Below are 24953 nucleotides of genomic sequence, written 5' to 3' on the forward strand. Positions count from 1 at the left end.
GGCATGGGCACTTCGACGACCCGGCTGTGTTCAATGGCCGCACCTGCGACTCGGACGCAAGACGGGCCGCGAACGGTCGCTCGTAAGACTCGCTCCGTCGTGGTCACGTCAGCCACGGAAACCCCACCACTACGGCATGGGCACTTCGACGACCCGGCTGTGTTCAATGGCCGCACCTGCGACTCGGACGCAAGACGGGCCGCGAACGGTCGCTCGTAAGACTCGCTCGGTGGTGGTCACAGATGTACAGACGGTTCAGCTCCGACGAGACTGGTGGGCTACGGGGCCCGGACGTGACCAGCCGGTGTCGCGTCGCAGCGTCTGACAAGCGCACTACTACGCTGGCCCGCGTGAGAAAATTGGTGCCGTTGGTGGTGGACGCGCTGCTGGTGATCTTGTTTTGCGCGATCGGGCGGCGCAGCCATGAGGAGGCGGTACTCGCCGGACTGCTGAAGACGGTGTGGCCGTTCGCTATCGGGCTCGCGATCGGGTGGGTTGCCGCGGTCGCCGTGGCCGGCCGGGTGCTCGGTGAAAAGGAGCGCTTCGACGGAACCACCCCGTGGCCCACCGGAGTTCTGGTCTGGCTCGGCACACTCTGCGGCGGCATGCTGCTGCGCGTGATCAGCGGTCAGGGCACGGCATTCAGTTTCATCATCGTCGCGGCGTGTGTGCTCGCACTGTTCCTGCTCGGCTGGCGCGCGGCCTTCCGAGCCATCGACTGATCAGGGTTCTGGGGTGGCCAGCGATTGGAACAACCGGGCCGCCATCCGCGCGGTCGCATCCCCGCTGTCGGCGTCGTTGATGTGGATCGCCAGCGCCAGATCCCCCGCATTCGCGATGAGCCATGCGTCATGGCCCGTGCTGGCCATGAATCCGATGACATCGCGGTAGGGCCGCAGCGGCGCGAATTCCGGTCGTCCCGCGCCGTCGCGCAACATCGCGCGCAACCGCTCGGTGAGTTCCGGTGACATCTCCGGGACCTGCGCGTCCGTGGCGCTGGGGTGTCCGGCCTCGATCATCGGCGGCGGTACCTGCCCGCGCGCGATGGCGGCCGCTGCGATCGCCATGCCGAATGGGCTGGCCAGCACCGCGTCCGTGCCACCGCCCTGGCGCACCTGCTCGGCACTGCGCCCCGCCACCGCGACCCGGCCGGTCACTTCGTCCAATCCCGGCACCTTGTAATCGACGCCGACTCCGAGATTGGGCGCGGATTCGGCCGCATCCTGCACCGATACGTCCTGCGGTGCCTTGTTCTTCAATACCGCGGCGACATTGCGGAACAGATCGATGTTGGTGCCGACCGGATAGAGCCCGGTGAACGCGACCGAACCGTGCTCACTGGCCTGCGTATTCTGTGCGACCGCCACGACCGAACCGCTGGACGGCTGGATCGCCACGATCGAGGCGGGCGTCCCGACGCTGACCACCGCATCCTCGGCGGCGCGCTGCAGGCGCTGATCCATGGTGGCCGCGATATCCGGGCCGGGCGGGCCCTGGTAGCCGGCGATCTGGCCGACGAAACGTCCGTCCTGTTCGAAAATCTGCACACCCCAACCGGAGTGCTGATCCTGGCTGTCCTGCCACACTTTGCGCAACGCGTCCAGCATCGGCGACCAGGTCCGGCGGTCGGCGGAGATCAGCCGCGGCTGTTTCTCCATGACCACGCCGGGCACACGAGCCAACGCGGATTCCAGGATCGCGAAATCGGGTTCGCGCAGATTCACCGCGATGATCGGCTTGCCCTGCGAGGTCGACAACTGCTGCATGAGCGACGGTCCGGTGATCAGCGGCGCGACCGGTGCGATGGCCTTGGCCAGCGCGTCGGTCGAGGCCACCGGGTCGGTCGTCTTGGCGGGATCGAGTTTGACCACGTTGATGATCTGCTCGGTCATCAACGCGTCGCCGACGATGTCCTTGACCCGCGGCGGTGGGGTCGGCGTGGTGCGCACGAGCCGGACCGTGCGGTTGTGGTCCAGTTGCGGCATGACGACGGCGGGATCCCAGGAGATGCGCCAGCCGATCGCCAACTTCCGCACATTGCCCTGCAGGCTGTATTTCCAGGTCTTGTTCTCGCCGAAGTTCCAGGCGACATCCATGCTGAACAGGCCCGCCTCGCGGTCCAGGTCGATGAACTGGGTTTTTTGGTAGTCGACCTTGCCCGGCTGCAATCCGGCGAACATTTGTTTCAGCGTTGCGGATGCGGCCGTGGGATAAGAGGTGAGCTCCGCGGCCTTGGCGAAGTTCTGCTCGTCGAGCAGTTGGGTGAAGCGATCGACGACGTACTCGGCTTCACTGCGCTTCACATCCGAACCACACGCCCCAATTGCGATAGCCAGCGCCACCACCCCCGAGAGTGCGATTGCGCCCCGGACGCGATAGCGGCGGGATCCCCACACATCCATGTCGCCCACTCTTTACTCTTGTCACTCCAGTAACAAGACCACCGTACCTGAAATTAGCTGCCCGCCGTGCCACGCCAGCCGGACGTTACCCATGCTCAGCATCTCCAATTGTGCCCGAAGCCCGTGCTTCGGTTGGTCGATCATGGACGTTCTCCGGTCCCGTCGCGACACCCGGCGCCGCAACCGTACCGGCCGGAACACGAACTTGTCAGAAAACGGCCCACGTCGGCGTTTCGGCGGCCCGCGTCCGCGTTTGGATCGCGCAGGGCCTCGTTGACCAGCACACACCTTTATCTGGCGTACCCGCACGGCGCGTGACCGAAACCGTTCGCACAGAGCGGAACCACGCGGGCGCTTTGCGACGTAATCTTGTAATCAATGAAATATAGGCACCACAGTAAGTAGGTGAATCCCAATGAGGCATGAGCATCGGGGACGGGGCTTCGGACGACCGGGCGGCTGGCAGCAGGCCGATCTCCCGGATCCCGCGGACGCCCCGGACTGGTTCGCTGGACGGTTGCCGAGCGACTGGTTCGCCGGGCCGCCCGTCATCGAAATCGACCGGGACGAGATCGTGGTTATCGGTGAGCTCCCGGCACCGGTATCGGAAAAGGAAGACGCTCCCGCCGAGGAGGTCCCCGCCGCGACGAAGGAGGGCGCCGTCGCCCGCTTCCGCGAGACCACCCGACCGGCCCGCATGCAGATCGCGAACGAGGCCCAGCGCCGCTACGGACGCAGCGTCGCCTGGGGTGTTTCGGTAGACGGCGAACGAATCATGTTCACGCACTTGGCGGTCCCGGTGATGACGCGGCTGCGGCAGCCGGAGCGCAAGGTGCTCGATACGCTCGTCGATTCCGGGGTGGCGCGCTCACGCGCGGATGCGCTGGCGTGGACGGTCAAGTTGGCGGGCAAGCATGCGGAGGCCTGGCTCGAGGAGTTGCGCACTGCCATGCGGAAGGTGGACGACCTGCGTTCGGAAGGTCCGCAGGGTCTGTGAACACGGCGGGCTAGGGTCTTAGCCATGTCGACACCTGGCCCGATTCTGGTTCTCAATGGCCCGAACCTCAATATGCTCGGCACCCGCCAGCCGGAGATCTACGGGTCGGCCACACTCGACGATGTCGTCGCATTGTGCCGACAGACCGCCGCCCGGTACGGCCGCGAGATCGATGCGTTCCAATCGAATTCCGAAGGAGCGCTGATCGATCGGATCCACCGGGCGCGCGGCGTCGAATCAGGCATAGTCATCAATCCCGGCGGGCTCACGCACACTTCGGTCGCGCTGCGTGATGCGCTGGTGATTCCGGAACTCCCGATCGTCGAGGTGCACATCAGCAATGTGCATGCGCGCGAGGAGTTCCGGCATCACTCCTATATCTCCCCCATCGCCACCGCGGTAGTGGCCGGGATGGGGATTCAGGGTTATGCCGCAGCCATCGAATTCCTGATCCATCGCTAGCGACTGCTTGCAGGTCGCTCGAAAGGGTCGGCTGACCGGATCGGCTTGTCACACTAGGCGAGTCGGAAGACCGGGAAACCCGGGGCAATCTGGGCCAGCTCCGCATCCGTGGAATTCTTGGTGACACCCTCGAAGAATTTGCCGACTTCCCAGCCCCACTTCTGCAGGTAGAGGCGCAGCAGCGGCACCTTGTCCGCATCGGCTACTTCGATCGCCGTGAACGCCTCGACCTTACGCCCCAGCCGCAGTTCACCATTGCCCGCGACGCGCAGGTTCCGCACCCACTGCGTGTGGCCGCGCGGCGCAACCAGGTAGCGCGTGCCATCGGAATCGGTCATCAAATTGACCATGGTGGTGCGCCATTCGCCACTCTTACGACCGCGCACCGCCAACAGCCGCGACCCCATAACGCTGATGCCGAGGCGAGGCAGCCAGTTGGCAATCTTGTTCACGATCGGGTCCATGCCGGTCGGGCCGAGGTAGCGGGTGCTGGCGTTCATTTCCTACTCCTTTGTGAGCACTGCTCTCTGTTGAGATCAGTGTTCCACACCGCTTCCCGGCAAGTCAAGAGCACTGCTCTCATTTCTGTTGTCTCGACGAAGTTGTCGATGCCCTGACGGCAGCTTTCGCGGTGGTCTGCCAGGAAGGTCAACGGCAGCAGTTGGGGTCCAGGACCAGGCATAGCGCTGCGAGGGCGTCGCGTAGGGCGCGGTGGTAGGTGTTCATGCCGCGGCGTTCGGTCTCGACCAGACCCGCTTTTCTCAGCTGGCCGAGGTGGTGGCTGGTGGTGGATTCGGCCAGTCCGATCGCCCGGGCGAGTTCGCCGGTGTTCTCCGCACCAGCCGGGCTGGTGAGCAGCAGGGACAGCAGTTTGACGCGGACAGGTTCGGCGATGGCCTTGAGCCGCAATGCGATTTCCAGCGCGGCGGCGTCATCGATCGGTGCGGCCGCGACAGGGGCGCAGCAAACAGGGGCGGACATGTCGATCACGGGCAGCGCCTTGGGCATGTAATCAACTCTAGCCACCTTGTTGACATATGTCGAAGAGGTGGTGCAGACTCGACCGTGTCAGCTTTTCGACATATGTCTCACAAGTGGAGGTAGATTCTCATGTCCCGCATCCAGCTCGCCCTCAATGTCGACGACCTCGATCAGGCGGTGCGGTTTTACTCGACCCTGTTCAATGCCGAACCCGCCAAGCGCAAGCCGGGTTACGCCAACTTCGCCATCGCCGAGCCACCGATCAAGCTCGTATTGATCGAGAATCCCGGCCAGGGCGGCAGTCTCAATCATCTCGGTGTCGAGGTGCAATCCAGCGATGAGGTGCATGCCGAGATAGCGCGCCTGTCGACCGCGGGGCTGTTCACCGAGGAGCAGATCGCGACCACGTGTTGCTTCGCCACCCAGGACAAGGTGTGGGTCACCGCCCCGGATGCCGAACGCTGGGAGGTCTACACCGTGCTCGCCGACAGCGAAACCTTCGGCACCACACCGCATCTCGCCACCGATGAGACGGTCGATGACGCGCAGGCGGTGTCAGTATGCTGCGGCACTGCCGAGGATGCTGCCGCTGAGGGAGCGTGCTGCGCAAGCGACGCCAAGAAGGACGCCGTCACCTCCGGCGCGTCCTGCTGCAACTAACCGTTTCATGGGTTCGTTCATCCGTTGTTCATTTGCCCTCGGATTCGATAACCATCAATATCGATGCGTGTCGAATCGAGCGCTCCCGCTGACCGACGTGACCTCACCCGCGTGTGAGGTCACGCCCCTGGCTCGGCAACCCTTGACCACGCAGGCCGCCGGCGATCTGGCGGCGGTGTTCAAGGCATTGTCGGACCCGGTCCGGCTGCGCCTGCTGTCGGTGGTGGCCAGCCACACCGGCCAGGAAGCCTGCGTATGCGATGTCTCCGCGGGATTCGACGTCTCCCAGCCCACCATCTCCCACCACCTCAAGGTGCTGCGGGAAGCGGGGCTGCTGTCGAGCGAACGGCGCGGGTCGTGGGTGTACTACCGCGTCGAACCCGCCGCCCTGCACCAACTTTCACAGTTTCTGGACATCACGCTGCCCGAGGCGCTCGCTCGATGAGTGCGCTATCGCGGCGGCTGCTGGCCGAGCTCATGGGGACCGCGCTGCTGGTGTGCGCGGTCGTCGGCTCAGGTATCGCCGCCCAACAGCTCTCGCCGCACGATCACGGCGTGCAGTTGCTGGAGAACTCGACCGCAACCGTTTTCGGGCTCGGTGTTTTGATCCTGATGCTCGGTCCGGTCTCCGGCGCGCACTTCAATCCCGTTGTCTCGGTCGCGGATTGGTGGGCCGGACGCCGCCGTGGTACCGGACTCCCCGCTACCGACCTCGCCGCCTACATCGGCGCGCAGGTCCTCGGCGCGGCGCTCGGGGCAGTACTGGCCAACATCATGTTCGACCAACGTGCCGTCCAGATCTCCACCCACCACCGCGTCACCACCGGGCACCTGGTCGGGGAGGTGGTGGCCACGGCCGGGCTGATCGCGGTCATCTTCGCCCTCGCCCGCACCGGCCGCGCCGCGATGTCGGCTGCGGCGGTGGCCGCCTACATCGGTGCGGCCTACTGGTTCACCAGCTCCACATCCTTCGCCAACCCCGCCGTCACGATCGGCCGGATCTTCTCCGACACCTTCGCCGGTATCGCCCCCGCCTCGGTGCCCGCGTTCATAGCTGCCCAAATCCTCGGCGCCGGTATCGGATTCGCCCTGATCGGACTGCTCTATCCCGATCCGGCCCCGGCCGAAAACATCGTCGCCCCGCACTCCGTCACGGATCCCGCATGAAAGAACGCACTCCGGCAATGACCTCCAAACCCAGCGTGCTGTTCGTCTGCGTGCACAACGCCGGACGCTCGCAGATGGCCGCGGCATTCCTCACCCACCTCGCCGGCGACTCGGTCGAAGTCCGCTCCGCCGGATCCGCGCCCGCCGACCAGGTCAACCCTGCCGCCGTCGCCGCCATGCGCGAGATCGGGATCGATATCTGCGCCGAGATCCCCAGGATCCTCACCGGCGACGCCGTGCAAAGATCCGACGTCGTCATAACCATGGGCTGCGGCGACGCCTGCCCCTACTTCCCCGGCAAGCAGTACCTGGACTGGAAACTCAACGACCCCGCTGGCCGAGGCATCGACGCCGTCCGCCCCATCCGCGACGACATCGAAAAACGCGTCCGCGGCCTGCTCGACGAACTAGGCATCCCGGCACGGTCATAAACACCGCGCATGAGTTCAATCCTGCCCGAGGGCGCGCGAATGGGGCCTCCCAGAGCGCCGCCGGACCTGATCTACGAGGAAATCACGCGCACGCCCGGCGTGCGCCGTTCGGAACCACCACCGAGAATGTGGAGATGACATCCGCGCCCCGGGTGGTGCTCGCCCCGGACAAATTCAAGGGCTCGCTGACCGCTGCCGAGGTGGCGGCCGCCTTGGCCACGGGCATCAGGCGCGCCCGTCCGGATGCCGAGATCCGGCAGGTGCCGGTCGCGGATGGCGGTGACGGAACCGTCGACGCATTCGTGGCCGCGGGCTGGGAGCGGATCGAGGTCGATGCGCCCGGACCAACCGGCGCACCCGACACCGCCGCCTATGCGGTGCACGAAACCACGGCTGTGATCGAATTGGCAGCGGCAGTCGGGCTGACCAAACTGCCAGGGAGACAACCCGATCCGCTCGGAGCGCACACCTATGGGCTGGGTGTCGTCATCGCACACGCCCTGGATCGAGGGGTAACCGATATCGTCCTCGGCTTGGGCGGCAGCGCCTCGACCGACGGTGGGGCAGGCATGCTGCAGGCCCTCGGTGCGCGAATCCTCGATGCCGGTGGCGCTGAATTATCCACAGGCGGAGCGACTTTGGCGCGTGCCGCGCGATTGGATCGCACCGGATTGCATCCGCGGATCGCGGCGACGACCTTCACCCTGGCCTGCGATGTCGACAACCCGCTACTCGGCCCAACCGGGGCAGTCGCGGTATATGCGCCACAGAAGGGTGCGACACCGCCGGATCTGTCCATTCTCGAAGCGGCACTGACGAATTGGGCGGCCACTGTCGCACCGGAATTCGCGGATGTCCCCGGCGCGGGTGCGGCAGGCGGCACCGGATTCGGCGCACTCGCGGTGCTCGGCGCGCAGGTCCGCAGCGGCATCGAGGTCGTACTCGAACTCCTCGATTTCCCAACACTTCTCGACCGAGCCACCCTGGTCGTCACCGGTGAGGGTGCCCTCGATACCCAGAGCCTGCACGGCAAGGCCCCGATCGGTGTGTGCGAGGTCGCGCGCAAGGCGGGCGTCCCGGTGGTGGCCGCCGTCGGTCGAACGCAATTGACGCCCAACGAGATCCGAGCGGCAGGCTTCTCTGCCTGCTACGCCCTTGCCGATCTGGAACCGGACCCTGCCCGCTCCATCGCCGATGCGGCACAGCTACTCACTCGCGTCGGCGAACAAATAGGTGTCGACAACCCATGAAAATGGATCAGGGTCGAACCGTGATCCCGGTGAGCGCGGCGGCCACCAGGAAACCGAGCCCGCCGACGATGACATCGGCGTGCAGTCCGGCCACGAGTCCACTACCCCTGGACTGGGATGACACGTCCGGTGCGGCGAACCACCGGGGCCGGCTGGAGCACTAGCCTGCCGCGGCGAGCAGATTGCCGAGGAGTTCGTCGCGGTGCTTGTCGCCCCAGGCTTCGAGCGGGCGCAGCGCAATTTCGAGCTCTTCGCCGAGCGGAGTGAGCGAGTATTCGACGCGCGGCGGGACTTCGGGGAAGACCTCACGGTGCACCACACCGCTGGCCTCCAGATGACGCAGATTCTCCGCGAGCACCTTTTCGCTGACCCCGGTGAGCAGCTTGCGTATCCGGCCGAACCGCTGCGGGCCCGCGGCGAGCACCCACATCAGGTGCAGCTTCCATTTGCCGCCGACGACGTCGATCGCCACCGACATGCCACACACATCGTGATCTCCGTCACTACTCATGCCCACCGCACTCCTTCTGACCTGAATTCGAACCTCGAGGTAAGCAACCACACCTGAACGTGCGGTCTTCCCGACGCTACCTGCGACAACGACCATGGATCTCGGCCGTAGCGACTGCTTGCAGGTCGCTCGAAAGGGTCAGTCGACCACCAATCGCAATGAGAACCGAAGGGACACAACATGTCCGAGCAGACCACCGCTGGCTCCGTTTCCGTCGTCGGCCTGGGTCCGATGGGCCAGGCCATGGTCCGGGCCTTCCTGGATGCCGGTATCGAGGTGACGGTCTGGAATCGCAGCACCGAAAAGGTCGACGCGATGGTCGAACTCGGCGCGAAGCGGGCCGCCACGGTCGCCGAGGCGCTGGAGGCCAATGCGGTGACCGTGCTGAGCCTTACCCACTACGCCGCCATGTACGAAGTATTGGGACAGGCCACCGACCATTTGCCGGGCAAGGTGATCGCCAACCTGTCCTCGGATTCACCGGAAAAAGCGCGCAAGGGTGCCGAGTGGGTGCGCTCGCACGGCGCGGAATTCTTTTCCGGCGGCGTCATGTCGGCGGGCGACAATATCGCCCATCCTGCGTCGTTCATCTTCTACAGCGGTCCGAAAGAGGTTTTCGACGCGCACGCCGAATTGCTGCGTCCGCTGAGCCCGCAGGAATACCTCGGTGCGGATGACGGTCTCGCGCAGGTCTTCTACCAGGCCGGTTTGATCATTTTCCATCCCTGGATGCTCGCCTTCGATCAGGCGCTCGCGGTGATCGAGAAGTCCGGTCACAGCATCGACCAGTTCCTGCCCTTCGCACTGCGCGCGACCGGCGCGTACCCGTATTTCATCGAGGATTTCGCGGCCGCGGCGAAGGTGGGCGGCTGGGGGACACTGGCGAGTCTGAAGATGATGGATGCCGGGGCACAGCACATCATCGATGCCAGCGAGGAGGTCGGCGTCGATGCGTCCCTGTCGCACGCGGTGCAGGGCCTTTGGCGGCGTGCGATCGCGGCAAGCGAGGAGGCGGGGCAGCCGGTTCCGGTGTACCAGTTGTTCACTGGGCCGCGGTAAATCTCAGTCCCCCGCGGCACGCGCCGAATCGACGGAGCCGAGGCGCGGGAATGGGGTGGTCGAGAAGATCACCTCCACCGCGACCTCGAAATACGCCGCGATCCGCAACGCCAGATGCAGGCTCGGGCTATATTCGCCGCGTTCGAGGTAACCGATCGTCTGATAGTGCACACCGAGCGCTTCGGCAAGCTCCCGCCGGGAGATGCCGCGCTCGGCCCGCAACATGGCGATGCGGTTGTAGATGACCTCAGTAGGCACGCTGAATCGCCTTCTCGCGCCGCGCCGCCACGTTCGACCCGGACTCGCGACGCGCCATCCTACGCAGCACGATCGGCGCGAGCAGTAGCCCGACCACCGCCCAGACAATCAGCACGGCAATGGTTTCCAGATGCCGCCAGGAATGTCCTAGTTCGATGGCGACCGCATCGCCGGGCAGCATCGCCGAACGCATGCCGAGCCCGACCCAGTAGACCGGAAATACCTGCGCGACACCCTGCAGCCAGCCCGGCATCGAGGTGATCGGGTAGAAGACGCCCGAGATCGCGACGATGCCCATGATCGGCAGCGAGACGAAGCCGATATTGCGCGGGTTGCTGAACAGCGATCCGAGCACCGCACCGGCCGGCATGGTCGCGAGCATGCCGAGCGCGACGACGCCGATCAGGCCCAGCCAGGAACCGACGCTGCCCATCGCCGTGCCGTCGACCAGGAACAGCCCCGGAATCAGCACGATAACGAAGGGGATGACCACCCAGCCCGCGGTCGTGACGATTTTGCCGATCAGATAGCCGACCATGCCGTTCGGAGTCGCCTTGGCGCGCAACAGGGTTCCGTCTTCGCGTTCCAAGGTCAGCATCTGGGCGATGCCGAACATGCCGTTGAAGGCGACGAGCAAGCCGAGGATGCTCGGCAGGGCCAGCGAACCGAGTGCGAAGCCGCTCGCCTCGAAGGTCGCGTCGCGCATGAAGAACAGCACGACGACCATGACGACCGGCCAGAAGAGCATCCCCCAGAGATCCTGCACATTGGTGAGCGATTGCCGTATTTCGATCAGTCCGCGCCGAGTTCCCGCCCGCACGGCGGCATCGATCGGATTCATCGCGCAACCTCCTGCAGCGAATGGACTTCGGTTTCGAGCCGACCGGACTCGTATTGCCGCACCAGTGCCATATATGTTTCCTCCAGCGAGGCACGGCGCACCTCGAGCTCGCCGATCTCGTCGCCGTGCTGCTTGAACAGCTCGTAGACGAACTTGGTCGACTCGGCGGTGGTGTGCACGAACCGTTGTCCATCGTGGGTCCAACGGATTTCGGCCTCACCCGCGATGCGGCGCGACAGTTCGTCGGCCGAGCCGTCGGCGATGATCCGGCCACCGGCCAGGATCATGATGCGGTCGGCGAGCTTCTCGGCCTCGTCGAGATCATGGGTGGTGAGCAAGATGGTGGTCCGGTCGTCGGCGAGATGATGGACCAGGTCATGGAATTCGCGACGGGCCTGTGGATCGAAGCCCGCGGTCGGTTCGTCCAGGAACAGCAGTTCGGGGCGGCCGACGATGCCGATCGCGACGTCCATGCGACGGCGCTGCCCGCCGGACAGCGCTCCGATCTTACTGTTGGCCTGCTCGGTAAGGCCGACGGCGGCAATGAGTTCGTCTGTGTCCCAAGGCCTGTGGATCCGATCCGTGCGGTACGGCGCGTAATAGGAGCCAAGGTGGGAAAGTAGTTCGCGTACACGCCATTTGGCGTGGTCGCGCCACGATTGCAGGACGACGCCCAGTCGCGCCCGCCAGGCTTCGTTGCCGTGCGCCGGATCCATGCCGAGTACCTCGACGCGGCCCGCGGAGCGCATGCGGAAGCCCTCCAGAATTTCGATGGTTGTGGTTTTGCCCGCGCCGTTCGGGCCGAGGAGCACCAGCACCTCGCCCGGCCGGGCTTGGAAAGTCACGTCATGCAGGACGTCGGTCGTGCCGTACCGCATCCGCAATTTCTCGACGTCGAGCGCGACGCCGTCACCCAGGATCATCTCATCCTCCCCATTGTGAGATCGGGATGTTTCGTAGCATACCTACTACATTGCGCGGCGACAATGCTGCCTCTTGCCTACATTTCGATTGACAGGCAGCTAAATGGCTGCCTATTGTGAGAATGTGCAGCCAAACGGCTGCGCATCTCGAAGAAGGTGGCATGGACGAGGTATTCCGAGCGCTGGCCGATCCGAGCCGCAGAAGGCTGCTCGACAGCCTCAACGCGCGCAACGGCCAGACTCTGCGCGAACTGTGCGCCGAACTGGATATGGCCCGCCAATCGGTGAGCAAACATCTCGCGGTCCTGGAGTCCGCCAATTTGATCACCACTCGCCGCAGCGGTCGCGAAAAACTGCACTACCTCAATGCCGAACCCATCAACGCCATCGCCGACCGCTGGATCACCCGCTACCACCGCGCCCGCGTCCACGCGCTGGCCGACCTCAAACAAGCATTGGAGGCAAACCCCATGAGTGAGCGAAGCGAACAAAAAATCGACACCGCCGGCAACGCATTCGTCTACACCACCTACATCAAGACGACGCCGCAGCGGCTCTGGCAGGCCCTGACCGACCCCGCTTTCACCAACCGCTACTGGGGTGCCAGCTTCGATACCGATTGGCAGCCCGGCTCGGAAATGGTGTGGCACCAACGCGATTGGACCAGCAAGGATCCGGAACAGATTGTCCTGGAGTCAGATCCGTACACCAAGCTCTCCTACACGTGGCACACCTTCGACCCCACCTTCGCCACCACCTTCGATATGGACCCCGAAGACGTGGCAGTCTGGGCCCGCGAGCCCCGCTCGAAGGTGACCTTCGAACTCGAGCCCCACGGCGAAACCGTGAAACTGACTGTCATCCATGACGGTTTCGAACCCGGCAGCGCCGTCCTGGCCGGAATCAGCGGCGGTTGGCCGAGCATCTTGTCGAGCCTCAAGAGCTTGCTGGAGACGGGCGAGTCCCTGCCGGAACCGGTGGCGTAGTTGCAGCCGGATCGCTGACCGTGCTGCTCCTCCGCCAGCACGGCGGCGCCGGGATGGTTGCCCCCCTGGCCGGTAACTGCTGCTCACAGCAAGGCGATCAGCGTGGATCAGAAACCCAGTGAGCTGCGGGCGGCGGAGTTCCTGCCGCGCCTACATGAGGGACTCGCGGCGACTCCCTACTGGTAGCGCAGGCCTGCGATCAGGAGTTCGACCATGCGGCGGGCATCGTAGCGGGGGGTGTTGCCTGCGCCGATGCACAGGTTGCCGACGCCGCGTAGGAGTTCGTAGGGCTCCATGTCGGGGCGGATTTCGCCTGCTGTTGCAGCGGCTTCGAGGAGTTGGGCGCATACCGGAACCAGGCGCTCGAGAAAGTAGGCGTGCAAGGTCTCGAAGGTGGGGTCGTCGGACTGTAGCGCCTCGGCGAGGCCGTGTTTGGTGACCAAAAAGTCGACGAAGAGGTTGATCCACTGCCCCAGAGCGGCATGTGGTGTGTCGCTGTCCGTCAGCAGTGTCGGACCGGCCTCGGCGCAGGCCTCGACCTGGTGGCGGTACACGGCGAGGATGAGGTCGGCCCGCGTCGGGAAGTGGCGGTAGATCGTGCCGATGCCGACGCCCGCCTTGGCGGCGATATCGCGCACGGGCACATCGACGCCGGACTCGACGAAAGCCGCACCGGCCGCGTCCAGCAGCGTCTTCTTGTTACGCAGGGCATCCGCCCGTTTTCGCGGGGCCGATGACCCCGATCCGCTGTCGATAGCGACCACCTCCGATACAACGCTTGTCAAACGGAACAATGTTCCGTATGTTGGTTTCGGAACACGGTTCCGCTTATTCAGGATGGCAGAACAGCCGAGCCGAAACCAATTCACCCCTCTCATGGAGGAGCATTCATGCAGTACCGCACTTTGGGCCGCACCGGTGTGCAGGTCAGCACCCTCGCGCTCGGCGCGATGAACTTCGGCCGGATCGGGCGCACCACCCAGGACGAGGCCACGGCTATGGTCGACGTCGCCCTGGAAGCCGGGATCAACCTCATCGACACCGCCGACATGTACAGCGACGGCGAGTCGGAGCAGATGGTCGGCAAGGCCATTGCGAATCGCCGCGACGACATCGTGCTGGCCACGAAGGCGAGCATGCCGATGGGGCCGGAGCGCAATCATCAGGGTGGTTCGCGCCGCTGGTTGGTCACCGAGTTGGATAACAGCCTGCGTCGGCTGGGGGTCGACCACGTCGATCTCTATCAGATCCACCGGTGGGATCCGAATACCAGCGACGAGGAGACACTTTCGGCCCTGACCGACCTGCAGCGGGCCGGAAAGATTCGCTATTCCGGTTCGTCGACATTTCCCGCGTACCGCATCGTGCAAGCACAGTGGGCAGCTCGCGATAACCACCTGCGCCCTTACGTCACCGAACAGCCCGGCTACTCGATCCTGCAGCGCGGCATCGAATCCCACGTGCTGCCGGTGACCGAGCATTACGGACTCGGCGTACTGGTGTGGAGCCCGCTGGCCTCGGGCTGGCTCTCGGGCGCGATCCGCGCGGATCGAGAGATCACCACCAGCCGATCGACGTTCATGCCCCAACGCTTCGACACCACCATCCCGGTCAACCGGGCAAAAATGGACGCGGTCGAGCAGCTGGCCAAGATCGCCGACCAGGCCGGATTGACGATGATCCAGCTCGCCCTCGGTTTCGTGACCGCACACCGCGGTGTCACCAGCGCCATCATCGGGCCCCGTACGACGGATCACTTGCATTCGCAACTCGCCGCCGCGGACACCGTGCTCTCCGCCGACGTGCTCGATGCGATCGATGCGATCGTGGCGCCCGGCGTCGACCTCGCCCCGGACGAGAAGCACGACACGCCACCCGCCCTGCTCCACGCGGCACTACGACGTCGTCCATCGCCGGTAAGCCGGTAATCACGCCCCACTCATCCTGGCCCAGGAATCATGACCGACCGATGCAGGTCGACTACCACGGACTGTCCCGCGCCATATACGCGGCGGATATCGCACCACCGCTGGGTGGTCGCCGGAGCGCGGTGGTCGCCGATGACCCAGCGGCCTGGTACGGATTGGCCTGAGCGCCGATACCGCCTACTGCAACGGCGCCTGGTCGGCGTGGTCGATGGTGACCAGACCGGTGCGCAGATACGTCATCACAGCATCGTCGACGACAGTGTTGCCGCGACCGAATGCGCCGTGGTCGCCGCCCTCGACCGTGATCAGTGATCCGCCGAGCGCCGACGCCATGGCCGGTCCGCCCGCGTAGGCGGTCAGCGCATCCCAGCGGCTCTGCAGCAGTAGCGGGCGGGTGTGCAGATCCTTTCCGGTGATCGGGACCGGCTTGGTCACCGGTTTCCAACTGCCGCAGGCGGTTCCGGAGCGGACCAGATCGGCGCGGGCGTCCATGGCATTGCCGCCGGTCGCGATGGTGGCGATGGCCGAGCCGATCAGCTCGTAGCGGCCGGGCACATTGTTCTCGTTGCAGGTGATAGCCGAGAAGACGAAGCGGCCGGTGGGATCGGTGCTGGTCGCGCCCTCGATGGCAAGCAGCTGGCGGACATTCTTCGGATCGATATTGGCCTCGGCCATCGCCCTGGCGAAGGTCGGCCAGAAGGTGCGGGTGTAAGTGGCGACCGCGGTCGCACCGACCAGCGGCACCTGTGCGGACCCGCCGCCGGTGACCAGCAGGCGCACCAGATTCTGCACCTTGCCCGCCTGTTCCACACTGTCGTTGAAACCGTCGCGGGCGATTTCGGCGAGCGGTTCGGGCAGCGCGCCGGGCAGATCGGTGACGCTCGCGGGTGGTGGGGTCAGGTTGGCGTACCAGCCGCCGCCCTGGTCGGCGACCAGCCGCACCCAGTTCTGGTAGACCTGCAGCGCGGTTTCACCGAGCCCGTAGTCGCCACTGTGTTCGGCGATCCAGGCGAACAGATCGTCGAGCCGCTGTTTGCCCGCGACCTGCTGTTGCGCGAATTCCTCGGTCCACACCCAATCGGGATTGACATTGGAGTCCAACACCATTCGATCTACCCGGCTCGGGAACAACGACGCGTACACCGCGCCGAGGTAGGTGCCGTAGGAGGTCCCGAGGTAACTGATCCGATCCACACCGAGTGCGGCGCGCACCTCGTCCAGATCGCGCGCGGTGCTCTCGGTGGTGATGGTGTCGAGGTAACCGGGCAGCGCCGCGTCGCATGCTTTCTTGATATCGTCGCGATTACCGCCGCCCAGCGAAACTTGGTCGCCCTCAGCCGATTTCGACGCCGAGCTCGTCGTTTGGGAATCGCAACGCAGCGGCGTGGCCCAGCGCAGTCCGCGCGGCTGCACCGCGACCCGGTCGTAGTGCTCGTTGAGTTCGGCGGGCATCGATTCGATCCGACGGGCCCAGTAGTCGAGGGCATCCGCGCCGGGTCCGCCCGGATTCGCGACGATGACGCCGCGACGATCCCCCGTCGCGGCAATCCGGCTGACGGTGAGTTCGATGCGCGCACCTTTGGGCTCGGCGTAATTCATCGGGACGGATATCACCGCGCACTGCACATCGCGTCCCTCGGTCACCGACGAATCCGGGCAGGCGCCGAAGGATGCCGCGGGTGCGGCCTCGGCCCAACCCGTCACGATCGATCCGCTGATCAGGCTCGCGGCCGCGACAGTGACCAGCGCTCGCGGAAAACCTGGCGTCCTCATCATGTTTCGTACCTCCGCCGGGCCCATCGCGGTATTCGACGCGACCATGTGCATTCTGGTCAGCCTGGGACGCGCAGACAAGTCGAGCCGCGATTGGCATTGCGGTGCACAACCATCCGCGCCCACCGGAGTAACGTCGAGCCATGTCGACTGAGGTCCGCAACAACTTCGCGCTGGAACGTTTCGAGATCTACGTCGACGGTGCCATCGCTGGCTACGCCGAATATCAGGACACGGGCGCCGAACGCGCCTTCATCCATGCCGAGATCGACCCGAAGCACGAAGGCCGGGGATGCGGCCGGGTTCTCGTGCAGGCGGCATTGAACGACTCGCGTCAGGAGGGTTTCGGCATTCTGCCGATGTGCCCGATGGTGCGTCATGTCGTCGAGTCGCGACCGGAGTACATAGCGATGGTTCCGCAGTGGGCGCGCCAGAAACTCGGCCTGCCGCTGTAGGTCAGTACGCGGCGACGGCTCCGTCGAGCGCCTGCTGTAGGTCGGTGCGCACCAGTCGGGCGATCTCCGAGGGTTTGGTCGGCAGCTCGGTGATCGGCACCCCGAAATAGAAGCTGGCCGACTTGGCCTCCTCCTTGGTGACCGGCTCGCTCGGATCGGCTCGCGGCCCGTAGCTCAAACCCAGGCTGACCAGCACCGGCTTCGCACCCAGCTTCATCGCACGGAATGCGATATGTCCGATCCCGCTCCCCACCGGCTGCACCTCGGTGTGGTCGACATCGTTGCAGGTGCCCTCCGGGAAGACCGCGATGCCGTCACCGTCGGCCAGCCGCTGCGCGCAGATGTCCATCATCCGCTGCCCGGCCGCATTCACCGCCCGCAGGCCGTGGTCTTTACCGCGGAATACCGGGATGCCGCCCATCATGTCGATCTTGCGGCGCTGGTCGGGATCGAGGAACAGTTCGTCCTTGGCCAGCACCCGAACTCGCCCGATCACCGAACGCAATTCGCTGCGCCAGGCCGCGGCGGCGACGGTGTACGGGTCGGATTCGGAGAGGTGGTTGAGCGCGACGAGCAATGGGCTGCCCTGGCGTATCACCTGGTGCAGCACCTTTTGCGCACCCTCGGCATAGGTGACGCGCGGATGGTATCGACGCCCGAGAATGGCGTAGGCGCCCCAAGCCTTGAGGCGGTTCTGCCGGTGGCTGCGATAGAAGTCGTACACAGTGTCAGCGTTGTCGAGGAGGACCTCGGGCCGTTCCATGGCCACACCCTAACCGGTCTGTTTTCGGGGTGATCGAGATCCCGGCCGCCCTCGACCCGGGAAACCGCCACGCCGCTTGACCGACGAACCGCCCGCGCCAGTGCGATGATGTCGGTGTGGCACGCGCAGATGACCCGGACGATCGGAAAACTCGCGGCGGACGCGGTGACCGCAGGCGACGCGAGTTCCGGCAGGGCGAGCAGGTGGTTCGCGCAGGCACCCTGTTGGTGTCGGCGACCGAACTGGTCGAGCCGACCTTCCGGCGCACCGTCGTGTACATCATCGAACACAACGAGGCGGGCAGCCTCGGTGTCGTGCTCAACCGTCCGAGCGATACCGCGGTGCACGACGTGCTTCCGCACTGGTCCGAGGCGGCCGCCGCGCCGCGCACGCTCTTCATCGGCGGACCGGTCAAGCGGGACGCGGCGCTGTGTCTGGGCACCATCCGGGTCGGCGCGTCGATCACGGGCGTGCGTGGACTGCGTCGCATCGATGGCCGCGTGGTGCTCGTCGATCTCGACGCGGACCCGGATCAGATCGCCCCGCTGATCGAGGGCCTGCGGATCTTCGCGGGCTATGCGGGCTGGACCTTCGGCCAACTCGAGGGCGAACTGCAGAACAACGACTGGATCGTCCTATCCGCGTTGCCCTCGGATCCGATCAGCACCGGCCGCCCCGACCTGTGGGCCCACGTGCTACGCCGCCAGCCACTGCCCCTATCCTTGCTCGCCACGCATCCGATTGAACTAGAACGCAACTAGGGACGTGGTTTGCATGAAGGAGGAAATAACGACATGCAACGAGACAACTGATCTGGCGAGAACATGGGTAACTCAGCGGGTGCGCAAAGAAGCTGATCACCCCAATCACCGCCGGCCCGCGAGGAATCCGAGGGAAAGGCGGGGAAGCAGGTGACTAATGCCCGACGAACAAGACGAGCTCATGCGGGTTCTGTATCAGGAACATGCTTCGGTGCTGTGGCGGTACACGCTCGGTTTGGTCCGCGATCCAGGTCGGGCCGAGGACATCGTGCAAGAGACGTTGTTGCGGGCGTGGCAGCGCCCGCACGTGCTCGATCAATCGACGACATCGGCACGGGCGTGGCTGTTCACGGTCGCGCGCAATCTCGCCGTGGATGAGCACCGCAGTGCCCGCAATCGGCGCGAATTCCGCACCGATAATCCGCCGGAACAGGCCACACCGGATCAGGCCGATCGGGCCCTGGACGGCTGGCTGGTCGCGGACGCATTGAGCAGACTCAGCGGCGATCATCGCGAGGTGATCGTGCGGGCCTACTATCGAGGCCTTTCTACCCACCAGATCGCCGAGGAACTCGGTATCCCGGCGGGCACGGTGAAATCTCGCATGCACTACGGCATGCGGGCTCTACGGCTGGCATTACAGGAGATGGGGGTGACGAATCAATGACGGACATCGCCGACGACTATTCGACGTGGGACGCACCGTACATTCTCGGCTCCCTGTCCCGCACCGAACGACGGGAGTATGAAGAGCATCTGGCTGGCTGCCCGGTTTGCCAAGCGGCGGTAGCCGATCTCGCCGGACTCCCGGGTCTGCTCTCCATGGTCGATCCCGACACCGCGTTCGCCATGATCGAGCCGCCGGAAAAGACTGCGGGCGAGGCGAATCCCCCCGCTCAGCTGCTGCCCCGGCTCGCCGATGCCGCCGAGAAGCGCAGGCGCCGCAGCCGATGGGCGGCCGTAGGTGCCGCGATTGCGGCGGCTGCCGCGGCGGTGGCCATCGCGGTTCCGGTGGTCACCGCGGTCACCGCGGTGGATAGGCCGAGCCCCGAACAGGTTGTGGCCGAACGCAGTATGGAACCGATCACACCGAATCCGGTGACGGCCAGCTTCAAGGTCCTACAGGCCGATGGCAAGACCCGGATAGTGATGACCTGCAGCTATGGACCGAGCGACCAGAGGTACGACTGGGATCTGGACCTGTACGTCATCGGCACCGACGGCAGCCAGGCCAAACTCGACCGGTGGCCCGCCGGCCCCGGCACCGAGCTGACGATCGACCGGACCATCGCCAAAACGCCGGATCAGATCCAGGCGGTGCAGATCCGCAAGGCGTCGACGGGCGAGACGCTGCTGTCCGGCACGGTCTGACACGCTTCGATCCCCCCGCCGAATTCGGCGGGGGGATCGCTTTCGGTGGTTCAGCGCTGGCCCTGCTTGCGGAAGACCGAGGTCGACCAGAAGTATCCGACCAGACCGAGACCGACGCACCAGGCGACGGAGATGATGCCGTTATTGCCGATCTCGGTGCCCATGAGCAGTCCGCGGATGGTTTCGGTGAGCGGGGTGAACGGCTGGTACTCGGCGAACTGACGCATGCCGACCGGCATGGTGTCGGTGCCGACCAGGCCGCTACCGAGGAACGGCAGCATGATCAGCGGGAAGGGCATATTGCTCGCGCTCTCCGGACTCGACGCGACCAGCCCCATACCGACCGCGAGCCAGGTGAGTGCGAAGACGAGCATGGCGAGCAGTCCGAATGCGGCGATCCACTCGACGACATTCGCCGACGGCCGGAAACCGACGAGCACCGCGACACCGACCATGGCGGCGATGCCGAGCAGGGCCTGGATCAATGCGCCGACCACATGTCCGGCGAGTATCGAGGACTGCGAAATCGCCATGGTGCGGAAGCGATTCACAATGCCCTTGGTGGTGTCGGTGCAGACCGAGACCGCCACCCCCGCGGTCATATAGGCCGGGATCATCAACAGCATGCCCGGGGTCAGGTAGTCGATATAGTTGCCGCCGGACGACTTCTCCAGTGCGCCACCGAAAACGAAGTCGAAGGTGAGCAGCAGGATGATCGGCATCAGGATGATGCTGAAGGTCATGCTGGGGTACCGCTTCGCATGAAGCAGGCTGCGCCGCAACATCGTTTTCGAGTCGGCGAGCGCGTAGGTCATGCTCATCGCACGGTCTCCTTTTCGGCGGTGGGATGTCCGGTGAGGGTGAGGAATACGTCGTCGAGAGTGGGCGTGTGCACCGAAAGTCCGGCGACCTCGATCTGCTCGTAGTCGAGCCGGTCGAGCACCGCGCGCAGCGATTTGACGCCGCCGTCGCTGGGGACCGCGAGGGTGAATTCCTCCTCGGCCGTGTCATCGACGACGCGCGCGTCCGGCCCCAATGCCGTTGCCGCGGCGGCCAGTCCGAGCTGATCGGCGAATTCCAGTCGGATATGTCCGCCGGGTACCCGCCGCTTCAATTCGGCGGCCGTGCCCTCGGCGACGATCCGGCCGTGATCGAGTACCGCGATCCGGTCGGCCAGTTGATCGGCCTCCTCGAGGTACTGGGTGGTGAGGAAGACGGTCACGCTGTAGTCGTCGACCAGCGTGCGGATCATTTCCCAGATTACCCGCCTACTGCGCGGATCCAGGCCGGTGGTCGGCTCGTCCAGGAAGATAATGCGCGGATCGCCGACCAGCGTCATGGCCAGATCCAGCCGCCGCACCATGCCGCCGGAGTAGGTGGCCGCGGTCTTGTCACCGGCCTCGACGAGGTCGAAGCGCTCCAGTAGTTCCGCGGCCAGGCGCTTGCTCTCGCGACGTGGCAGATGATGCAGATCGCCCATCAGGGCCAGGTTTTCGCGGCCGGTCAGCAATTCGTCGACCGCGGAGAACTGGCCGGTGACACCGATCGCGGTTCGCACGGCATCGGGTTCGGTGATCAGATCATGGCCGTCGACACGCACCTCACCCGCATCGGGACGCAGCAGCGTGGTGAGGATCTGCACGGTGGTGGTCTTGCCAGCACCGTTCGGGCCGAGCAGGGAGTAGATCGTGCCCTCCTGGACCGTGATGTCGATGCCGTCGAGCACCACGTGCTCACCGAACGATTTACGCAGGCCCTGCGCCGAAATGGCGGGGGCGCGATGACCGTTGGTCATGGTCTTCCTTTCGAGAATTTTGATAAAAGAATGCGAATGACAGCATGGGTTGCCCGCACCGCGCCCGAAGTCCGGTGCGGCGTTGTCCGAGGTGGTGTTCGGTTGGTATCGAGTTCGACTAGATGTCGAGCTCCTCGACGGGCGGACGGTCGGCGATCTGAGCCACCCGCTCGTAGAGCTTGTCCGGAATCTTTCCCTTCAATTCGCCGAGCGAATCGACGATCTCGAAAATGAAGTCGCCCCAGTCCTGGTCACCGACGCCGAGCATGCGCCGCCAGTTCGTCAGATCCTTGACCCAATTGGTGCTCTGCGGGTATTCGTCCCAGTTCGAATACTGGGCGTGCATGACGAACTTGCCCTTCCGACTGCGATACACCCGTACGTGCTCCATGCGCTCTTCATTCACGTCGCGGTGCTCGCCGAGCAGGGCGCCGGAGAAGCGAACTTGGCGCACGCCGTTGTGACCGACCCGCAGCACAACCTCGTCGTAGCCCTCCAGCCTGCCCTCTTCCAGCTCGATGAACCGCCGCAGTGCGGTGGTCACCGCCCCCGAGAGGTTGCCGCCGACCAACTCCTGCGCACGCTGGAACAGGGGCAGATCGTCATCGGCAACGTAGATCGTCTTGTTGGGCATGGACTCACTATACGTAGATGTATACGTACACACAAGCCGTGGCGGCTCACAAGAATCTGCCGAGCGCGTTGTGCGGGGAGTACATCGTGCGCGAGGTATTGAACCGCTGAGCAGTCCAACTCGTAGTTCACGTGTACGCGATGTGTGACCGAGCCCGTGCTCGGCCTCAGGCACACAGCCGGTCACTGCGAGAGGAGAACCGATGCCGAGCAGGGTCGTAGATTATCTGGTTCGAGCGGTTTCCACCCTTGGGGTGCGGCACATCTTCGGTGTCGACGGCGCGAATATCGAGGATCTATACGACGCGCTCTTCGATGCGCCATACGACGTCGCGGGAATCGTTGCCAAGCACGAGTTTTCGGCCGCCACCATGGCCGACGGCTATGCCCGCTCGACCGGCGGACTCGGCGTCGTCGCCGCCACCTCCGGCGGTGGCGCGATGAATCTCGTTGCCGGACTTGCCGAATCGTTCGCCTCCCGGGTGCCGGTGTTGGCGCTGGTCGGGCAGCCGCCGACCGCACTGGAGGGCAACGGCGCATTCCAGGACTCCAGTGGACTCGCGGGCACCATCGATGCGGCACGGATGTTCGGCGCGATCACCCAGTACTGCGCACGAGTGGACAGCGCCGCCGATCTACCCGACAAGTTGTCCAGGGCGGTCGAGGCCGCCCGGCGCGGCGGACCCGCAGTCCTGCTGCTGCCAAAGGACGTGCAGCAGAGCGATATCGGTGATGTCCCACCATTCCGATCGGCACCACAGACGCATCGACGCGATGAAAGCGGCCTGGCCCGGCTACGCGCGGCGCTGACCGCGGCGCGCACGGTCGGCAAGATCGTGATCATCGCGGGCGACCAGGTCGCGCGTGACGATGCCCGTGCCGAACTCGCTCGGCTGGCACGCACATTGGATGCGTCGGTGGGTGTCGCCCCGGATGCGAAGGACACCTACGACAATGCCGACCCGGCGTTCCGCGGTGTCGCCGGGAGTATGGGGCATCCGGAGCTGTCGGCGGCACTGCGCTCGGCGACCCTGTGCCTGATCGTCGGCACACCGATGCCGATCACCGCGCGCACCGGGTTGGACGAGCTGTTGGCCGACCGCACCGTCGCGCATATCGGTGTCGCCGCGCCGTACCTGTCCGCGATGCACGCCACGAGTACGGATCTAGCGCGGGATCTGGCCGAACTCGCGAATGAACTCACCAACGGTGTCGAAGACTCGAGTCATCCGTATCCTCCGCACGAACTGACTCCTTTGCGGGTACCCGAGTCCACCGGTCCCGGTCTGCGCTATCGCGAACTGGTTGCGACGATCGAGGCGTTATTGCCCGAGGGCACGGATGTTTTCGCCGATGCGGGCAATACCGGGGCCGCGGTGGTGCACCATTTGAGAGTGCCGCGCGGCGGCCGATTCGTGGTCGCGCTCGGCATGGGCGGGATGGGCTATGCGTTCGGCGCCGCAATAGGTTCGGCATTCGCACGGCGTCGCGGACCGTCCGGAATCAGACGCACCATTGTCGTCGCAGGTGACGGCGCATTTTACATGCACGGCATGGAATTGCACACCGCGATCGAACATCAGCTGCCGGTCATCTTCATCGTGCTCAACAACAACGCACACGCCATGTGCGTCACTCGCGAACAGCTCTATTACCAAGATCGCTACAGCTTCAACCGATTTCGGCCCACCAACCTGGGCGCGGGCATCGATGCCATGTTCCCTGAACTGTCCGCGTACTCCGTCCGTACTACCGCAGAGCTGGCCATCGCACTGGGGCGATGCGTCGAATCCGAAGGGCCGGCGTTCATCTCGGTCGACGTCGACCCCGACGAAGTCCCACCCTTCATCCCGTTTCTCGCGACATTGGAGAAGAAGCCGTGACAACAAGCGCCCTCCCCGCCCTCAGCGATATTCCGGAAGACGTAGTCCCCGGTGTGCTGCGGATCGAGAACTCCGATAAGGACGCAACCACGCCGATCATCATGGACATGCTGCGATCGGTGTATCCGCACGACCAAATCTTCGGCGAGTACTGTCCGGTACAGGCGTATATCGCCGCGCCGCCGGATGAGGTGTGGGAATACTTGGCCGATACCCGCAGCCTGGAGGAGTGGACTTATAGTCTGCGCGGCTTCGTCGAGACCGAGGAGCCGGGTCTGTGGCTGGCCTGGGACCGGCTCGGCCCGGGGACCAAGATCTTCACCCGCACCGTCGCGCACCGCGAGGGCATGACCGTCGATTACCACTGTGCCTGGGATCAGGGACAGCACCTGTGGATGATCTACCTGCTGCGGGTGATCGATGCCCAGTTGGTGTTCAACAAGCCGGGTTCGGTGGTGCTGTGGGTCAACTGCCATCACCCGTTCTACGACGAAAATCCCTATCCGGAAACGGCTCCCGATAAGCGCCCGGTGTGGGTGGGCGACTTCTGGGAGATGTTCTCCGCCGGGCACCAGCTCGAAATGGACAACCTCAAGGCGATCTGCGAATACCGTGCGGCAAACGGTCTTCCGATCAAGCCCGACTGGATGAAGTGAGGCCGCA

At 65.0% G+C, this 24953-nt stretch carries 31 protein-coding genes; 18 read left to right on the forward strand and 13 right to left on the reverse strand.

Translation table 11 applies throughout. The features are described 5' to 3' along the window. Positions 1-350: 350 nt before the first annotated feature. A complete protein-coding gene (locus AB0J47_RS21615) occupies positions 351-722 on the forward strand; it encodes a DUF3054 domain-containing protein (protein ID WP_364348521.1) in 372 nt (123 codons plus the stop codon). On the opposite strand, the gene AB0J47_RS21620 is transcribed toward AB0J47_RS21615, so the two are convergent. Continuing rightward, on the reverse strand, positions 723-2303 hold the full coding sequence (locus AB0J47_RS21620; protein ID WP_364348524.1) for an NTF2-like N-terminal transpeptidase domain-containing protein: 1581 nt from the start codon (positions 2301-2303) through the stop codon (positions 723-725). Positions 2304-2817: 514 nt separating this feature from the next. Between AB0J47_RS21620 and AB0J47_RS21625 the strand changes: the two genes are divergently transcribed. Next, on the forward strand, positions 2818-3399 hold the full coding sequence (locus AB0J47_RS21625) for a hypothetical protein (protein ID WP_364348527.1): 582 nt from the start codon (positions 2818-2820) through the stop codon (positions 3397-3399). Positions 3400-3423: 24 nt separating this feature from the next. Further along, entirely contained in the window at positions 3424-3861 is a 438-nt protein-coding gene (gene aroQ / locus AB0J47_RS21630) for a type II 3-dehydroquinate dehydratase (RefSeq protein ID WP_364348530.1), read from the forward strand. 53 nt (positions 3862-3914) lie between these two features. Here the strand turns inward: aroQ and AB0J47_RS21635 are convergent, their stop codons facing one another. Continuing rightward, complete coding sequence (locus AB0J47_RS21635) at positions 3915-4361, reverse strand: nitroreductase/quinone reductase family protein (RefSeq protein WP_364348533.1); 447 nt, start codon at positions 4359-4361, stop codon at positions 3915-3917. 148 nt (positions 4362-4509) lie between these two features. After that, on the reverse strand, positions 4510-4869 hold the full coding sequence (locus AB0J47_RS21640) for an Rv2640c family ArsR-like transcriptional regulator (protein ID WP_364348536.1): 360 nt from the start codon (positions 4867-4869) through the stop codon (positions 4510-4512). 102 nt (positions 4870-4971) lie between these two features. On the opposite strand from AB0J47_RS21640, the gene AB0J47_RS21645 reads away from it, so the two are divergent. The 5 genes from AB0J47_RS21645 (at position 4972) to AB0J47_RS21665 (ending at position 8350) form a co-directional block, all read left to right on the forward strand. Beyond that, positions 4972-5502 carry an ArsI/CadI family heavy metal resistance metalloenzyme gene (locus tag AB0J47_RS21645; RefSeq protein ID WP_364348539.1) on the forward strand — a complete coding sequence of 177 codons (531 nt, stop codon included), beginning with the start codon at positions 4972-4974 and terminating at the stop codon, positions 5500-5502. A gap of 67 nt (positions 5503-5569) precedes the next feature. Continuing rightward, a complete protein-coding gene (locus AB0J47_RS21650) occupies positions 5570-5947 on the forward strand; it encodes a metalloregulator ArsR/SmtB family transcription factor (protein ID WP_364348542.1) in 378 nt (125 codons plus the stop codon). Beyond that, complete coding sequence (locus tag AB0J47_RS21655; RefSeq protein WP_364348545.1) at positions 5944-6669, forward strand: MIP/aquaporin family protein; 726 nt, start codon at positions 5944-5946, stop codon at positions 6667-6669. The genes AB0J47_RS21650 and AB0J47_RS21655 overlap by 4 nt, the downstream gene beginning before the upstream one ends. A gap of 17 nt (positions 6670-6686) precedes the next feature. Continuing rightward, entirely contained in the window at positions 6687-7100 is a 414-nt protein-coding gene (locus AB0J47_RS21660) for an arsenate reductase ArsC (protein WP_364349067.1), read from the forward strand. Positions 7101-7234: 134 nt separating this feature from the next. Beyond that, positions 7235-8350 (forward strand): glycerate kinase, encoded by a 1116-nt coding sequence (locus AB0J47_RS21665; RefSeq protein ID WP_364348548.1) that lies wholly within the window; start codon positions 7235-7237, stop codon positions 8348-8350. Positions 8351-8510: 160 nt separating this feature from the next. Here the strand turns inward: AB0J47_RS21665 and AB0J47_RS21670 are convergent, their stop codons facing one another. Further along, on the reverse strand, positions 8511-8867 hold the full coding sequence (locus AB0J47_RS21670) for a helix-turn-helix domain-containing protein (RefSeq protein ID WP_364348551.1): 357 nt from the start codon (positions 8865-8867) through the stop codon (positions 8511-8513). Positions 8868-9041: 174 nt separating this feature from the next. Here AB0J47_RS21670 and AB0J47_RS21675 point away from each other — a divergent pair, with 174 nt between their 5' ends. Next, positions 9042-9920, forward strand: a complete 879-nt coding sequence (locus AB0J47_RS21675; protein WP_364348554.1) for an NAD(P)-binding domain-containing protein — start codon at positions 9042-9044, stop codon at positions 9918-9920. A 3-nt stretch (positions 9921-9923) separates the two neighbouring features. Here AB0J47_RS21675 and AB0J47_RS21680 read toward each other — a convergent pair whose 3' ends face one another. Genes AB0J47_RS21680 through AB0J47_RS21690 form a run of 3 tightly spaced genes read right to left on the reverse strand, consistent with a single transcriptional unit; the run spans position 9924 to position 11942 of the window. Next, complete coding sequence (locus AB0J47_RS21680; RefSeq protein ID WP_084509363.1) at positions 9924-10178, reverse strand: helix-turn-helix transcriptional regulator; 255 nt, start codon at positions 10176-10178, stop codon at positions 9924-9926. Continuing rightward, positions 10168-11019, reverse strand: a complete 852-nt coding sequence (locus tag AB0J47_RS21685; RefSeq protein WP_364348558.1) for an ABC transporter permease — start codon at positions 11017-11019, stop codon at positions 10168-10170. The genes AB0J47_RS21680 and AB0J47_RS21685 overlap by 11 nt, the downstream gene beginning before the upstream one ends. Continuing rightward, a complete protein-coding gene (locus tag AB0J47_RS21690; RefSeq protein WP_364348561.1) occupies positions 11016-11942 on the reverse strand; it encodes an ABC transporter ATP-binding protein in 927 nt (308 codons plus the stop codon). Before AB0J47_RS21690 ends, AB0J47_RS21685 begins: the two co-directional genes overlap by 4 nt. Positions 11943-12103: 161 nt before the next feature. Here AB0J47_RS21690 and AB0J47_RS21695 point away from each other — a divergent pair, with 161 nt between their 5' ends. Further along, entirely contained in the window at positions 12104-12928 is an 825-nt protein-coding gene (locus tag AB0J47_RS21695; RefSeq protein WP_364348564.1) for a metalloregulator ArsR/SmtB family transcription factor, read from the forward strand. A 176-nt stretch (positions 12929-13104) separates the two neighbouring features. Here the strand turns inward: AB0J47_RS21695 and AB0J47_RS21700 are convergent, their stop codons facing one another. Further along, complete coding sequence (locus tag AB0J47_RS21700; protein WP_364349070.1) at positions 13105-13617, reverse strand: TetR/AcrR family transcriptional regulator; 513 nt, start codon at positions 13615-13617, stop codon at positions 13105-13107. Positions 13618-13818: 201 nt separating this feature from the next. Here AB0J47_RS21700 and AB0J47_RS21705 point away from each other — a divergent pair, with 201 nt between their 5' ends. Then, positions 13819-14856 (forward strand): aldo/keto reductase, encoded by a 1038-nt coding sequence (locus AB0J47_RS21705; RefSeq protein WP_364348567.1) that lies wholly within the window; start codon positions 13819-13821, stop codon positions 14854-14856. A 41-nt stretch (positions 14857-14897) separates the two neighbouring features. After that, entirely contained in the window at positions 14898-15020 is a 123-nt protein-coding gene (locus tag AB0J47_RS21710) for a hypothetical protein (RefSeq protein WP_364348570.1), read from the forward strand. A gap of 13 nt (positions 15021-15033) precedes the next feature. On the opposite strand, the gene AB0J47_RS21715 is transcribed toward AB0J47_RS21710, so the two are convergent. After that, a complete protein-coding gene (locus AB0J47_RS21715) occupies positions 15034-16632 on the reverse strand; it encodes an alpha/beta hydrolase (protein WP_364348573.1) in 1599 nt (532 codons plus the stop codon). Positions 16633-16772: 140 nt separating this feature from the next. Between AB0J47_RS21715 and AB0J47_RS21720 the strand changes: the two genes are divergently transcribed. Beyond that, the gene (locus AB0J47_RS21720; protein ID WP_364348576.1) at positions 16773-17084 is read left to right on the forward strand and encodes a GNAT family N-acetyltransferase; all 312 of its coding nucleotides are present in this window, start codon (positions 16773-16775) and stop codon (positions 17082-17084) included. 1 nt (position 17085) lies between these two features. Here the strand turns inward: AB0J47_RS21720 and AB0J47_RS21725 are convergent, their stop codons facing one another. Then, positions 17086-17847 (reverse strand): 1-acyl-sn-glycerol-3-phosphate acyltransferase, encoded by a 762-nt coding sequence (locus AB0J47_RS21725; RefSeq protein ID WP_364348579.1) that lies wholly within the window; start codon positions 17845-17847, stop codon positions 17086-17088. Between the two features lie 116 nt (positions 17848-17963). Here AB0J47_RS21725 and AB0J47_RS21730 point away from each other — a divergent pair, with 116 nt between their 5' ends. The 3 genes from AB0J47_RS21730 (at position 17964) to AB0J47_RS21740 (ending at position 19979) form a co-directional block, all read left to right on the forward strand. Further along, positions 17964-18608, forward strand: a complete 645-nt coding sequence (locus tag AB0J47_RS21730) for a YqgE/AlgH family protein (protein ID WP_364348582.1) — start codon at positions 17964-17966, stop codon at positions 18606-18608. 157 nt (positions 18609-18765) lie between these two features. After that, positions 18766-19275 (forward strand): sigma-70 family RNA polymerase sigma factor, encoded by a 510-nt coding sequence (locus tag AB0J47_RS21735; RefSeq protein ID WP_364348585.1) that lies wholly within the window; start codon positions 18766-18768, stop codon positions 19273-19275. Beyond that, the gene (locus AB0J47_RS21740; RefSeq protein ID WP_364348588.1) at positions 19272-19979 is read left to right on the forward strand and encodes a zf-HC2 domain-containing protein; all 708 of its coding nucleotides are present in this window, start codon (positions 19272-19274) and stop codon (positions 19977-19979) included. Before AB0J47_RS21735 ends, AB0J47_RS21740 begins: the two co-directional genes overlap by 4 nt. Before the next feature lie 50 nt (positions 19980-20029). Here AB0J47_RS21740 and AB0J47_RS21745 read toward each other — a convergent pair whose 3' ends face one another. The 3 genes from AB0J47_RS21745 to AB0J47_RS21755 all read right to left on the reverse strand — a co-directional run bounded on the left by AB0J47_RS21745 (position 20030) and on the right by AB0J47_RS21755 (position 22408). Further along, positions 20030-20800 carry an ABC transporter permease gene (locus tag AB0J47_RS21745; RefSeq protein WP_364348591.1) on the reverse strand — a complete coding sequence of 257 codons (771 nt, stop codon included), beginning with the start codon at positions 20798-20800 and terminating at the stop codon, positions 20030-20032. Then, positions 20797-21774, reverse strand: a complete 978-nt coding sequence (locus tag AB0J47_RS21750) for an ATP-binding cassette domain-containing protein (RefSeq protein WP_364348594.1) — start codon at positions 21772-21774, stop codon at positions 20797-20799. Before AB0J47_RS21750 ends, AB0J47_RS21745 begins: the two co-directional genes overlap by 4 nt. A 118-nt stretch (positions 21775-21892) precedes the next feature. Further along, on the reverse strand, positions 21893-22408 hold the full coding sequence (locus AB0J47_RS21755) for an EXLDI protein (protein ID WP_040697293.1): 516 nt from the start codon (positions 22406-22408) through the stop codon (positions 21893-21895). Positions 22409-22610: 202 nt separating this feature from the next. On the opposite strand from AB0J47_RS21755, the gene AB0J47_RS21760 reads away from it, so the two are divergent. Further along, positions 22611-24290 carry a thiamine pyrophosphate-binding protein gene (locus AB0J47_RS21760; RefSeq protein WP_364348598.1) on the forward strand — a complete coding sequence of 560 codons (1680 nt, stop codon included), beginning with the start codon at positions 22611-22613 and terminating at the stop codon, positions 24288-24290. Further along, positions 24287-24946: an SRPBCC family protein gene (locus tag AB0J47_RS21765; RefSeq protein WP_364348601.1), complete on the forward strand. Its 660-nt coding sequence runs from the start codon at positions 24287-24289 to the stop codon at positions 24944-24946. The genes AB0J47_RS21760 and AB0J47_RS21765 overlap by 4 nt, the downstream gene beginning before the upstream one ends. Positions 24947-24953: the final 7 nt, after the last annotated feature.

This window comes from Nocardia sp. NPDC049737 (assembly GCF_040674755.1).
In the GTDB taxonomy this organism is placed as follows: domain Bacteria; phylum Actinomycetota; class Actinomycetes; order Mycobacteriales; family Mycobacteriaceae; genus Nocardia.

What these genes read in the sequence shown, in the direction of transcription:
- AB0J47_RS21625 (WP_364348527.1), top strand. Translation starts at nt 2,818, where the DNA reads ATGAGGCATGAGCATCGGGGACGGGGCTTCGGACGACCGGGCGGCTGG.
- aroQ (WP_364348530.1), top strand. Translation starts at nt 3,424, where the DNA reads ATGTCGACACCTGGCCCGATTCTGGTTCTCAATGGCCCGAACCTCAAT.
- AB0J47_RS21635 (WP_364348533.1), bottom strand. Translation starts at nt 4,361, where the DNA reads ATGAACGCCAGCACCCGCTACCTCGGCCCGACCGGCATGGACCCGATC.
- AB0J47_RS21640 (WP_364348536.1), bottom strand. Translation starts at nt 4,869, where the DNA reads ATGCCCAAGGCGCTGCCCGTGATCGACATGTCCGCCCCTGTTTGCTGC.
- AB0J47_RS21645 (WP_364348539.1), top strand. Translation starts at nt 4,972, where the DNA reads ATGTCCCGCATCCAGCTCGCCCTCAATGTCGACGACCTCGATCAGGCG.
- AB0J47_RS21655 (WP_364348545.1), top strand. Translation starts at nt 5,944, where the DNA reads ATGAGTGCGCTATCGCGGCGGCTGCTGGCCGAGCTCATGGGGACCGCG.
- AB0J47_RS21660 (WP_364349067.1), top strand. Translation starts at nt 6,687, where the DNA reads ATGACCTCCAAACCCAGCGTGCTGTTCGTCTGCGTGCACAACGCCGGA.
- AB0J47_RS21665 (WP_364348548.1), top strand. Translation starts at nt 7,235, where the DNA reads ATGACATCCGCGCCCCGGGTGGTGCTCGCCCCGGACAAATTCAAGGGC.
- AB0J47_RS21675 (WP_364348554.1), top strand. Translation starts at nt 9,042, where the DNA reads ATGTCCGAGCAGACCACCGCTGGCTCCGTTTCCGTCGTCGGCCTGGGT.
- AB0J47_RS21685 (WP_364348558.1), bottom strand. Translation starts at nt 11,019, where the DNA reads ATGAATCCGATCGATGCCGCCGTGCGGGCGGGAACTCGGCGCGGACTG.
- AB0J47_RS21690 (WP_364348561.1), bottom strand. Translation starts at nt 11,942, where the DNA reads ATGATCCTGGGTGACGGCGTCGCGCTCGACGTCGAGAAATTGCGGATG.
- AB0J47_RS21695 (WP_364348564.1), top strand. Translation starts at nt 12,104, where the DNA reads ATGGACGAGGTATTCCGAGCGCTGGCCGATCCGAGCCGCAGAAGGCTG.
- AB0J47_RS21705 (WP_364348567.1), top strand. Translation starts at nt 13,819, where the DNA reads ATGCAGTACCGCACTTTGGGCCGCACCGGTGTGCAGGTCAGCACCCTC.
- AB0J47_RS21710 (WP_364348570.1), top strand. Translation starts at nt 14,898, where the DNA reads ATGCAGGTCGACTACCACGGACTGTCCCGCGCCATATACGCGGCGGAT.
- AB0J47_RS21715 (WP_364348573.1), bottom strand. Translation starts at nt 16,632, where the DNA reads ATGATGAGGACGCCAGGTTTTCCGCGAGCGCTGGTCACTGTCGCGGCC.
- AB0J47_RS21720 (WP_364348576.1), top strand. Translation starts at nt 16,773, where the DNA reads ATGTCGACTGAGGTCCGCAACAACTTCGCGCTGGAACGTTTCGAGATC.
- AB0J47_RS21725 (WP_364348579.1), bottom strand. Translation starts at nt 17,847, where the DNA reads ATGGAACGGCCCGAGGTCCTCCTCGACAACGCTGACACTGTGTACGAC.
- AB0J47_RS21735 (WP_364348585.1), top strand. Translation starts at nt 18,766, where the DNA reads ATGCCCGACGAACAAGACGAGCTCATGCGGGTTCTGTATCAGGAACAT.
- AB0J47_RS21740 (WP_364348588.1), top strand. Translation starts at nt 19,272, where the DNA reads ATGACGGACATCGCCGACGACTATTCGACGTGGGACGCACCGTACATT.
- AB0J47_RS21745 (WP_364348591.1), bottom strand. Translation starts at nt 20,800, where the DNA reads ATGAGCATGACCTACGCGCTCGCCGACTCGAAAACGATGTTGCGGCGC.
- AB0J47_RS21750 (WP_364348594.1), bottom strand. Translation starts at nt 21,774, where the DNA reads ATGACCAACGGTCATCGCGCCCCCGCCATTTCGGCGCAGGGCCTGCGT.
- AB0J47_RS21755 (WP_040697293.1), bottom strand. Translation starts at nt 22,408, where the DNA reads ATGCCCAACAAGACGATCTACGTTGCCGATGACGATCTGCCCCTGTTC.
- AB0J47_RS21760 (WP_364348598.1), top strand. Translation starts at nt 22,611, where the DNA reads ATGCCGAGCAGGGTCGTAGATTATCTGGTTCGAGCGGTTTCCACCCTT.